Source organism: Paenibacillus sp. TSM33, from assembly GCF_056099025.1.
This window is the reverse complement of the sequence record NZ_JBLZXB010000010.1, coordinates 250212-261116: the sequence shown is the minus strand read 5'-3', so window position 1 is coordinate 261116 and position 10905 is coordinate 250212. Positions and strand designations below refer to the sequence as shown.

The window sequence follows — 10905 nt, the reverse complement described above, 5'->3', positions numbered from 1 at the left end:
TTCACCCCCATTCAAGATGAAACCCCGCTCGGACGAACCGCCACCTCAAAAGCTTCGCGAATCTGGTCATAATCCGCCTGCGGCAGTGCAAGTCTGGGCGGCCGTGTCGGACCGACCGGGAATCCAGCCAGCTCCATCATATATTTGATGGACTGCACCAATTGTGGACTGGCATCATAGTGGTACAGCGGCAATAGCCTGCGGTACAACGCGGACGCTTCCGCCAAATTTCCCGCCTGCGCAAGCCGGAACAGCTCTACTCCTTCTTTTGGTAACGCATTAGGTACCCCCGAAATCCAGCCTGTCGCGCCGAACAATGCTCCCTCCATCGCCAGATTATCTACTCCGACCATGACCTCCAGCTCTGTCTGATCCAAAATAGCGTGAATACGCCGTACATCACCAGAAAATTCCTTGACTGCTACGATATTTTCAATGCGCGACAAATCTGCAAGAATATCTGGAGTCAAGTCAACCTTATAATCATGGGGGTTGTTATACGCAATGATCGGCAGGCCCACCTTCGACAATGCTTCATAATGAGCCGTTACCTCATGGGGTAGCGGATTATAATTAATGGGCGGCAGCGCCATGACACCCGCTGCTCCGGCATCCTTGGCATGCTGCACCCAATGCACCGCCTGTTTAGTGGATGGAGCGGCCGAGCCGACTACAACAGGAACACGTCCCGCCGCAGCGTCAATGACCGTATGCACCACCTGCGACCGTTCCTCTGGGGACAAGGCAGCATACTCTCCCAGCGATCCCGTAGGCACCAGTCCGCTAATGCCGCTTGCAATCAGATGCTCGCACAGCTCGGTCAGACGCTTATAGTCGACCTCCAGCTCTGTCGTGAACGGTGTAACCAAGGCCACATATACACCTTCAAAACGTGCCATATGCTCACCAACCCTTTCCCATCTTTATATTTTCTTATTCAACATTGGGGATGGATACAAAATGCTCACAACAGCAAAAATCCTTCTCTCAGCGGGTCCTCAGGGTCCAGCACAAATTGATGATGTCCCGTCACCCAAGCCGAGCCTGTAATTTGCGGAATCACCGCCGGATACGGACCTACCTGCGCCTCACCCACAATTTCAGCCCGAAACATGGAGCCTGTGATGCTTTCATGCACAAACGCCTCATGCAAGCCCAGCTTTCTCTTGGCGTGTAGCACTGCTACCTTGGCTGAGGTTCCTGTGCCACACGGGGAGCGATCGATACCGCCCGGCGGAATGACGACAACATTGCGACAATCGGCCTGTGAGGCCACAGGTTTCCCGAAAAATTCAATATGCGTCAATCCTTGAATAACCGGATTTCCAGGATGTACTACCTCAACAGCAGCATTCACTGCCTCCCGAATCTGTACCGCTGTTCGCACAATTTTTGCCCCATTGCTCTGCTCCAGTGCAAGACCGATGGAAGCCGCTTCTATAATGCCGTAAAAGTTACCTCCATAAGCAATATCCAGTGTAACCTGACCAATACCTTCTACCTGCACCTCCACTTCCGGACGGTACACAAAGGAAGGGATATTGGTGAATGTTACTTGCCTCACCTTGCCCCCATCTACATCCAGCCGGACTTGAACCGGGCCTGCCGGAGTGTCCAGCAATATAGATTTTTTATCCGCAGCAATCAGGCCGCCTTCCACCAGTGCCGTGCATACGCCAATCGTATCGTGACCACACATCGGCAAATAGCCGCCTGTTTCTATAAAGACCACACCAATATCTGCAGCTGGATGACAAGGTTCTGTTAAAATGCAGCCTGACATCACCTCATGACCACGCGGCTCAAACATCAGCAGACGGCGAAAATCATCATGATGCGCTGCCATATAAGTCATCTTTTCCAGCATGGTGTGACCTACCAGCTTAGGCGCACCGTGGATGACTGTCCGCGTCGGATTTCCACCCGTATGGGTATCAATCGTAGTAATTCTGCCCGATACACTCATCCAGTTACCTCCCCGTGAACCTCGTGGCTGGTAAAAGCCTCTCCAAATCGGTCATATCGCAGCGGCTCTACCGGAATACAAGTGGGTTCGCCGCGTACCATTTCGGTCACCAGTTTACCCGTAACCGCCGCCAGGCTAATACCATCTCCTTCATGACCTGAAGCGATAAATAGCCCCGGTACTTCATCCACTGCGGATATGATGGGCAAATGATCAGGGGTCCATGGACGCAAACCCGTATACGCCCTCATCAGCGGCACATTGGCCAAGGCAGGAAAGAAGCGAATGGCTCTGCGGGCGATTAAGCGAATCACCTGTTGATCAACTCCTGTATCCATACCGACAAACTGACGGCTGCTGCCAATCAAAATGTTCTGGGATGCGGTGGGCTCAAATACCAGCGCTACACCGTATTTTTCATAAACCTCATCTACACTCCGCTGACCTCCGAACTTGCTCATCAGATAACCGAACTCCATCACCTTGCGGTTTCCGATCGAAGGCATTCGGGCAGACACCAGTATATGTCCTTTGCGCGGTATAATCGGAAGGTCCAAACCTAGCGAATGACCGATGCTGCGTGTCCATACACCTGCGGCCAACACTACTGCATCAGCATGGATCACGCCGTTTGGCGTCTCCACTCCGCAGGCGTTTCCCCTTTCGTCCTGGAGAATCGACTGTATCGGCATGCGCGGTAATAATCTGGCTCCCATCCGACGCGCGGCCCTGGCCAGTGCATACGTCATCTGCACCGGATTTACAGTAGAATCTGTCGCACACTCCAGTCCGCCCGGCAAATCTTTGGCTAGATACGGCCACTCCTCTTGCAAATCCTGCTGATCCAGCATGCGAAACGGAAGCCCTTCCTGCTGCTGGCGGGTGACCCATAGCTCTGCGGCCTCCATCTCCTGGTCATTTTCACAGACCAGAATACTTCCAGGCGCACGGTACTCAAATTCATCTTCCAGCTCCATAGCCAGCTCTGCCACCAGTTTCTGTGATAACAGTGACATCCGACTGTCAAATCCGGGCTCTTTGTCGATTGCCAATATATTTCCATCACATCGGGAAGAAGTACCTCCAGCAATTTCCCCTCGTTCAGTCAGCACGACCTTCATACCAGATTTAGCTGCATAATAAGCGATAGCTGTACCGATGATTCCACCGCCTACAATGACCAGATCCGCCGCATCGTGTTTCATTCGTTTTCCCTCCCTTCAACCGTTTCCATATGAATGGAAAACAATCCGGCGGTTTGCCCTTCATTACAGCTTGAGCGTAAAGCTTTGTGTGACAGGCTTGCTCAGCTCGTCATAATCCCGCAGCTGTATGGTGAACGTATACGTCTTGTTGGCTACTCCACTGTCTGCTTTTCCGTTAATCGTTCCTGTAAAGTGGTCCAGTGTAAAGCCCGCGGGCAGTTGACCGCCAGTCACCGTCCAATTGTAAAACGGAACGCCTCCCTTGGCTTCCAGCTTGGCCGTGTACGCTTTCCCTTTGACGGGTGCTGGCAGTTGCTTTGTCATGATTTCTGGCGCGAGGAAAGGAGTCAGGTCCTTACGTAGCGGCCAGCCTGCCTTTTCTGCTACAAGCAGCGAAAGCTTCGTGTTCATCCAGCGCCGGGTCGGGAATAGATGGCGCCAGCCTCCATTTTGTCCGCTCAATCTATCGACCTCTGCAAGCTCTCCAGAGAGATGATAGCTGTCGTCCAATGCAGCCGGTCTGTGCTGATAAGCCAAAATATCCGGGTCATTGCCAGCCGCATCCTTCAGCGCCTTGACGCCTGGGAACGTGTCGCTGAATACAATCGCATGACCGAATTCGTGCATGATCAGCCCATGCACATCCGTCACCTTGGACAGATCGGATTGATACCATTCTTCATCGTCCACCGATGTGAATGGAATAGCATCATCATAGAAATCCAGGATCAGACTATAGGAACGATTTAAGTTCCCTGGGACGGTCACACCGTTACGTGTATGGTAATTGCCGTTGGCTGCCGGAAAGCCCGTAGAATACGGCCCGTTTAGCCCTCTCATAAATACCCACATGCCTTTGTAGGGTTTGTCATTCGTCACCTGTATTTCATTTTGCCAATCATCTCCTGGCAGATGGTTTACTTCCGCGTTGGCAGGAACCACATCAAACGGCTCCAGATCAAAGAAATAGAACCAGTCCTTCACTGCCAGCTCTGCGGCTTTTTTGGTAGCTGCATCATTGAAATAAGGCCTGATCGTATCGAATCTGTAGTCAAAATGGAGGGGGATTGTGGGTTCTTCATTATCGTCCTGATCCAGCACACGAATCGGAATGGACTGAGAGGTCGTGTGACCATCATTTCCGGCAACGGACATAGACAGTGTATAGTTCTCTATTTCACCGTTTCCTCCAATCCGGTCAGGATGGATGGCCAGCCGGAAATCCTTTTCCTCCTGCGCATTGGCAAAAGTCAGCGTTTTGCTTGCTCCTTGTGCCGACAATGTACTTGGCAAATCCATCATCAGTCGGGACGTGCCTTGCGCATTTAACGTAACGGTTAACGGAAAAGCGGCATTTGCAGGCGGCTTCACTTTTAGCTTCACATATGGGTTAGCCAGATACCCTTGCCAATCGACCAGATCTATACCATAATCGTTCACCGTCCGGCTAAAGATATCGATGACTTTTACATCCGACTTCGCCTCGGCATAAGCCTGTTGAACCGGAAGAACTGGTGTCAAAGCTACAATGAGAGAAGTTGCCAGCATGGTCAGCCATATTTGGGTTTGTCTTTTATGCATGTTCATTCGATCCCTCCATCTCGTTTATTGGAATGATTTTCAAAATATGGATAGTTACCTATAGTGCTAGTGCCACTGCTAGTGCCACTGCGTTTTATAACAAAAGCAGCTCCTTGGGCGAGGCAGTCAGTACCTGGGCACCGTCATCTGTGATCAGTACATCGTCCTCAATCCGTACTCCGCCGAAGTCCGGAATATAAATGCCCGGTTCCACGGTAATGACATGTCCCGGTACAAGTACAGATTGGCTCTCAGGGGACAGCCGCACCTGCTCATGAATCTCCAAACCAAAGCCGTGACCCAATCCGTGACCAAACTGCTCTCCATAGCCATAGGAGGCAATCACATTCCGCCCCAGACTGTCTCCCTCCCGACCGCTCATGCCAGGGCGAAGTCCTGCAATCGTCGTCATATTCGCTTCCAGCACAATAGCATACAGTTCCTCGTGCCGTTCTGACGGATTGCCAACAAATACGGTACGCGTAATATCAGACAGATAACCGCGCACATTGGCACCAAAATCCATCGTGACAAACTCATTCTGACCAATTTCCTTGTCGCTGGCCAATCCATGGGGCAGTGCCGAGCGTTCACCTGAAGCGACAATGAACGCAAAACCGGCTGATTCCGCGCCTGCGAGCCGGAGCTGATATTCCAGTTCCGCCGCAATCCGCCGCTCTGTAACTCCAGGCTGAATATAATTCAGCACTTCCGTAAAGGTGGCATCGGTAATACGCGCAGCTTCTCGGATGGTGCGAATCTCTTCCTCGTCCTTCACGTCACGCAGCCGTTCAATTACATCCTCCGTTGGCACGTATTCCAACGATCCTAGTGCGGCTTGAAGCTGTCCTGACTGTTGAAGTGAGACATGCCGGCTCTCTAGACCCAGTCTACGAACACCCAATTTACTTGTGAGGTCAGCGACGGTCTGGAAGATTTGTGCCTCATGCCGAATAACTGAATATTCTGCTGCCTGATCTGTTGCCTGCAACATATAGCGGAAATCCGTCACCAACAAAGCCTCTTCCTGCGTAACGAGCGCAATTCCGGCGGAGCCTGTAAATCCGGTCATATATCGTCGATTGGGTCCATGTGTAATAAGTAGTGCATCTATCCCTAGAGCCGGGAATTCCGAGCGTAACCGAGCCAGTCTACCTGGAACACCCTGTAACCGTTTTGCTGAACCGTTGGGTTTATCCAAAGCTACATCAGCCTCCTTTTAGCCTTTAATCCCTGTCAGTGTGATGCCTTCAATAAAATAGCGTTGTCCGATAAAAAATATCAGGACGATCGGAGCTAAAATCGTGCTCGATGCCGCCATCAGGTAAGGCCAATTGGTATTGTTCAATCCCCGAAAAGTCGCCAGCCCCAGCGCCAGTGTAAAATGCTTTTCGTCACTCAAATAAATAATCGGGCCCAAAAAGTCGTTCCACACATCAATAAAGGTAAATATCCCGATCACGATCAATGCAGGCGAAGATAAAGGAATAATGACGCGCCATAATACAGTTAGCGGTGTACCTCCATCCATATAAGCGGCTTCGTCCAGATCGCGCGGAATCGTCAGCATAAATTGTCGCATCAGGAAGATGTTGAACGCCCCTCCACCAAACCATGCAGGAACAATCAGCGGCAGAAATGTATTCAGCCCGCCCAGCTCACGCCACATGACGAAAGTAGGTATGAGTGTCACCGCATAAGGCAGCATCATCGACCCGATCAGCAGAGAAAAAATCAGATTACGTCCAGGCCAGCGCAGGCGGGCAAAAGTAAAGGCCGACACAATCGAGGTCATCATTACTCCTGCCAGCACACACACCTCAATGATGAACGTATTCAGAAAATACCTGCCGAACGGTACCGAAGTCAGCGCTTCTGGGTAATTGCTCCATTGAAAAGGAGCGGGTATCCACTCTGGCGGGAATACGAAAATTTGCGATGTTCCCATCAGAGAGCTACGAATGAGCCATACAAATGGCAACAACATTAAAACACTGCCTATCATTAAAACGATATACAGTACGATGCGGCTGATTTGGAATGGTTTGGAACGGGCTGCGGTAGCAGGACTTCGGGAGCGTTCAGGCTGTGGAAGTGGATATTGCGGTGTGTCTGAAGGTTTGACAGAAGAAGTAACCTGATTCATGAACGTTCCCCCCCTTCATAGTGAACCCACTTTTTGGACGTGGAGAAAATCAGAACAGTTAGGACCATAATGACGAAAAATAAGATCCAGGCTAGCGCTGAGGCGTAGCCGATTTTCGTCTCCGTAAAGGCTGTACGCCACAAGTAGAACACATAGAACAAGGTTGAATTGTTAGGTCCCCCGTTTGTCATGACATACGCCTGATTGAATGCCTGAAAGGTGCTGATTAAAGACATAACCAAATTGAAGAAGATGGTTGGTGTCATCGAGGGAATCGTAATATGAAAAAATTTGTGAAACCTATTGCCGCCGTCTACCTCAGCTGCTTCATACAGATGAGTGGGAACCGACTGAAGTCCCGCCAAAAAGATAATGACCGTATTCCCGATCCCCCAGGTGCTCATCATGATCAGCGAGGGTATTGCAGTGTTCTCGTCATAAATCCATTTGCTCCCCGGCAGGCCAACACTCTCCAGCAGTGAATTCAACAGACCAAAATCAGGATTGAACATCCACAGCCACAGCATCGTGTTGGCAATACTCGGCACAATGGTAGGCAAATAATAAATCGTGCGGAACACCGACAAACCCTTTACCTTTTGATTTAATAACAGCGCAATGATAAAAGCCGCTGCCAAGCCGAGAGGTACGCTGCCCAGTGCATAATACGTGGTCACGAACATGGATTGGGAAAAGGTAGTATCCTCGGTCAAAATGGTTCGGTAATTATCCAATCCAATAAAGGTCATCTGTCCACCAATCGTCCAATCGGTCAAGCTGAATACGAACGAGGCCACAATCGGTCCAATCGTAAATATCATTAATCCCAGGATGGCAGGCAGCGCGAATAGCAGACCCCAGTTTCGCTCCATGCGCATCATTCCTGATTTTGGTCGCTTCATGGGCCGTTCTCCTTTCGCAGCTGTCCTGCCGCATTATTCATCCGGATACACTCCTTGAAGTAGTGGCTGAATAATGGGTTCCAGTTCATCCAGCGCCTGCTGCGGTGTCTTCTTGTTCGTCCAGATCAGATCCAGCCCTGGGGTCAGCTTGGAACCAATATCAGGCCAGTTGCGAAGGGTCGAAGTTGACGGCTTGATCGCATAATCTCTGGCATACTCAATGCCAGCCTGCTGAAATTCCGGTGGATGTGCGGCATTATTCGTCCACGACTGGATGGCCTGCTCGTCAGTATAATAATTTTCTTCGATAGGCATCCACAGACCGGACTTGAACAGATCCACCTTTTCGGGATTGTTATGATACAAATAAAATTCGAGCGCTTCTTTCGGGTACTTGGTACTCTGGAAAATAACTGTGGCCCCCGCAACGATCATCGTTTTGGGCTCTTTAAGCTTTGGCAAAACGCCGATACTCCATTGCAGCTGCTTGTTGTTCGAAAAATCGAGCAGGGACCATGTTCCGTCTACCACCATAGCCACCTTTTTAGTCTGGAGCCGAATCGTATTGGACGGCATGTCCTGCTGCTGGATCAAATCAGGAGAAACATGCTCCTTGAAAACCAGATCTTGCAGCTTCTGAAACACCTCCACCGACTCAGGGCGGTTCAGAGTATACTTCTTGCCTGTTTTGTCGGTTAAACCTCCGCCGTTGCTTGCTAAAAGCGGCCCCCAGGAGCTGCGGTCGTTGCCAAAGGCAAAGCCGTATTGCACAATATTTTTCGGATCAAATCCGCTGTCTCCCGGATGCTTGCCGTTCTGATCCTTGGTCAGCTTTTTGGCAATCTCCAGAAATTCATCCCATGTCCACGCTTTTTCAGGATCAGCCGGAGGAACGGGTACCCCTGCTTCTGTAAACAACTCCTTGTTATAAAATAGCTGCATCACTTCCAGTGCAGTGTAATTACCGATAGACTTGCCGGGTTCGCTGTAAAGATAGGAGGATTTGAGCTTGTTTTTTAATTCGGGATATTCGTCATAATAGGAGGTTAAATCTAGGAGTCTGCCTTCACTTGCCCATTTCATCGTGAGCGAATCACCCAAGTAGGCGATATCAGGAAGCTGGTTGGCAGCCATTAACGTGTTAATTTTCGTGGTGTAGTCACCAGGGACATGCTCGCCCTTCACCCGAATGTTCGGATGGGATGCATTAAAGCTTTGAATCATTTTCTCCATCGCCTGCTTCTCGTCATTGCTCCCCCAGTACATAAACTTGAGTTCGACCGCATTGGGATTAGCCGGTTCGCCAGCGTTACCACTACAAGCCGTCAGTCCTGTCAGCATCGCCGTCATCACCAGAGCCATCCATGTCCGTAACCTTCGTTTCCGCAAATCAACCGGCCCCTTCCTGAACTGGTTTCTCCTTACAAGCCTATTATGCGCCGAGAGCCCGAAGCCGACCACCTAACGACTCCAGACTCTCTTTGTTTTGGTATGATTTTTTTAACAGCGCGTTTACAAAAATGTTTTGCGGAATTCCGTTGGCGTTAATCCGGTATGCTTTTTAAAGGCAATACTAAAATAGTTCGTATCTGCGAAGCCCACAGCCTCCGCCACCTCTGCTACCTTGCGATTCGGGTTCAACAGCAATTCCCGGGCTCGCTCGAAGCGCACACGCGTCTGGTACTCAGCGAAGCTTTCACCTGTAACCTGCTTAAAACGGGCACTCAAATATTTGGGACTCATATTCATGTACGCTGCAAGACGGTTCAATCCGCCATCCTCCTGAAGGTGCTCACGAATCCATTCCTTGGCCCGTTGGAATTTGCGTGGAATCCCCTTCTCGCGCGATTCCCGGACTTGGCGACCCACCCGGACAAAATAGCGTGATACATAATCAATCATCTCAGGTCCGTGCCGCAATCGGGACAGTTCCAATAATGGGTCCTGCTGCTGTATGGATGTTTGTCCTTCGGATGCATCGCTCTGAACAATACGCATAACGAACAGAACAAGCTGGGTGACGATCATTTTCACCTGATTGACAGGCAAGCCCGCTAATTGTCCAGACCATTCCTGCAAAATCGCATGTACGGCAGCATCATTGCCGGCACGAATTTCCGTAATCATCAGCAGTTCCTTCTCCAGCAAATGAGTGCTGTTCGGCTCAGCCGCCTGAATGCTCTCAAAGGGGATGATCTGGCTATATCCCACCCACCCCCGATGCTCCGCAGCACGTACTGCTTCCTCATATGCTTCAGGAAGCTGCTCCTTCCGTTGTACGGGACGGCTAACCCCGATGGACACTCCCTGGTTCAATCGTTCCTGCACCGCCTGACGAATCTGCCGAGCCGTCTGCTCCGCTGCCCTGTAAGATGCCGCCGCCAGTAGCACAACACGTCGATTACGGGAAACCGCTGCACCATGCGCCTTCGTCCCTGCTGCTGCCGCAGCCTCCCAAGCCAACTCGGCGAATACATGACTGTTTCTATACGTGGAGCTCTGCGGCTCACTAGTAACAGTTCCTGCCTGCTGCGAGGCTTCCTCCAGCTCACAGCACAGCACAGTATAAGGCGGCCTGCTCGTTTCGTTGAAAAATCCCAGCCCGTCCATCTCTTGAACGACCTCATCTGCGGGGCGCCGCTGCTGGAGCAGATCCAACAGCAAATGCTCCCTATACAATGGCTCCAATGAACGGTGACGGTGAATGGCTTCCTCCTCGCTTCTTCGCCATTGCGCAATGCGATCCTCAGCCCGTCTCAGAGCTGCTTCAAAATCCTCGCTGGTCACCGGCTTGAGTAAATAATCAACCGCTTGAAGCGAAACGGCCTGACGAATATACGTCATAGATTCGTACCCTGTCAGGAATAACAGCGGGGTCTGCTGATCCTTTTCCCGAATGGTTTTGGCTATGTCCAGCCCACTCATATCCGGTAAATTAATATCCAGTAAAATCACGTCCGGTCGCCGCTCCGTATACAAACGTAATGCCGTCGCGCCGTCCCCCGCCACATCACTGACTTCCACTGACAGGTTACTTTCCGCCACCATCAGCTTTAGTCCTTCCCGAATATGATACTCGTCGTCGACAATCAGCAGCCGGTACAT

9 protein-coding genes are annotated in these 10905 nt (G+C 50.9%); all 9 read right to left on the bottom strand.

What is annotated here, in order from left to right; translation table 11 throughout:
* Positions 1-11: 11 nt before the first annotated feature.
* The 9 genes from ACN6NF_RS05100 to ACN6NF_RS05060 all read right to left on the bottom strand — a co-directional run bounded on the left by ACN6NF_RS05100 (position 12) and on the right by ACN6NF_RS05060 (position 10905).
* Positions 12-899, bottom strand: a complete 888-nt coding sequence (locus ACN6NF_RS05100) for a dihydrodipicolinate synthase family protein (protein ID WP_474315728.1) — start codon at positions 897-899, stop codon at positions 12-14.
* Between the two features lie 65 nt (positions 900-964).
* Complete coding sequence (locus ACN6NF_RS05095; protein ID WP_474315726.1) at positions 965-1966, bottom strand: proline racemase family protein; 1002 nt, start codon at positions 1964-1966, stop codon at positions 965-967.
* Complete coding sequence (locus tag ACN6NF_RS05090) at positions 1963-3171, bottom strand: NAD(P)/FAD-dependent oxidoreductase (protein ID WP_474315723.1); 1209 nt, start codon at positions 3169-3171, stop codon at positions 1963-1965. The genes ACN6NF_RS05095 and ACN6NF_RS05090 overlap by 4 nt, the downstream gene beginning before the upstream one ends.
* Positions 3172-3234: 63 nt before the next feature.
* A complete protein-coding gene (locus tag ACN6NF_RS05085; RefSeq protein ID WP_474315720.1) occupies positions 3235-4758 on the bottom strand; it encodes an Ig domain-containing protein in 1524 nt (507 codons plus the stop codon).
* An 88-nt stretch (positions 4759-4846) separates the two neighbouring features.
* On the bottom strand, positions 4847-5953 hold the full coding sequence (locus ACN6NF_RS05080) for a M24 family metallopeptidase (protein ID WP_474315717.1): 1107 nt from the start codon (positions 5951-5953) through the stop codon (positions 4847-4849).
* An 18-nt stretch (positions 5954-5971) separates the two neighbouring features.
* Positions 5972-6898: a carbohydrate ABC transporter permease gene (locus tag ACN6NF_RS05075; protein WP_474315715.1), complete on the bottom strand. Its 927-nt coding sequence runs from the start codon at positions 6896-6898 to the stop codon at positions 5972-5974.
* On the bottom strand, positions 6895-7800 hold the full coding sequence (locus tag ACN6NF_RS05070; protein ID WP_107734117.1) for a carbohydrate ABC transporter permease: 906 nt from the start codon (positions 7798-7800) through the stop codon (positions 6895-6897). The genes ACN6NF_RS05075 and ACN6NF_RS05070 overlap by 4 nt, the downstream gene beginning before the upstream one ends.
* A 33-nt stretch (positions 7801-7833) precedes the next feature.
* Entirely contained in the window at positions 7834-9189 is a 1356-nt protein-coding gene (locus tag ACN6NF_RS05065; RefSeq protein WP_474315711.1) for an ABC transporter substrate-binding protein, read from the bottom strand.
* A 123-nt stretch (positions 9190-9312) separates the two neighbouring features.
* Positions 9313-10905: a response regulator gene (locus tag ACN6NF_RS05060; RefSeq protein ID WP_474315709.1), complete on the bottom strand. Its 1593-nt coding sequence runs from the start codon at positions 10903-10905 to the stop codon at positions 9313-9315.

What these genes read in the sequence shown, in the direction of transcription:
- ACN6NF_RS05085 (WP_474315720.1), bottom strand. Translation starts at nt 4,758, where the DNA reads ATGAACATGCATAAAAGACAAACCCAAATATGGCTGACCATGCTGGCA.
- ACN6NF_RS05070 (WP_107734117.1), bottom strand. Translation starts at nt 7,800, where the DNA reads ATGAAGCGACCAAAATCAGGAATGATGCGCATGGAGCGAAACTGGGGT.
- ACN6NF_RS05090 (WP_474315723.1), bottom strand. Translation starts at nt 3,171, where the DNA reads ATGAAACACGATGCGGCGGATCTGGTCATTGTAGGCGGTGGAATCATC.
- ACN6NF_RS05095 (WP_474315726.1), bottom strand. Translation starts at nt 1,966, where the DNA reads ATGAGTGTATCGGGCAGAATTACTACGATTGATACCCATACGGGTGGA.
- ACN6NF_RS05060 (WP_474315709.1), bottom strand. Translation starts at nt 10,905, where the DNA reads ATGTACCGGCTGCTGATTGTCGACGACGAGTATCATATTCGGGAAGGA.
- ACN6NF_RS05100 (WP_474315728.1), bottom strand. Translation starts at nt 899, where the DNA reads ATGGCACGTTTTGAAGGTGTATATGTGGCCTTGGTTACACCGTTCACG.
- ACN6NF_RS05075 (WP_474315715.1), bottom strand. Translation starts at nt 6,898, where the DNA reads ATGAATCAGGTTACTTCTTCTGTCAAACCTTCAGACACACCGCAATAT.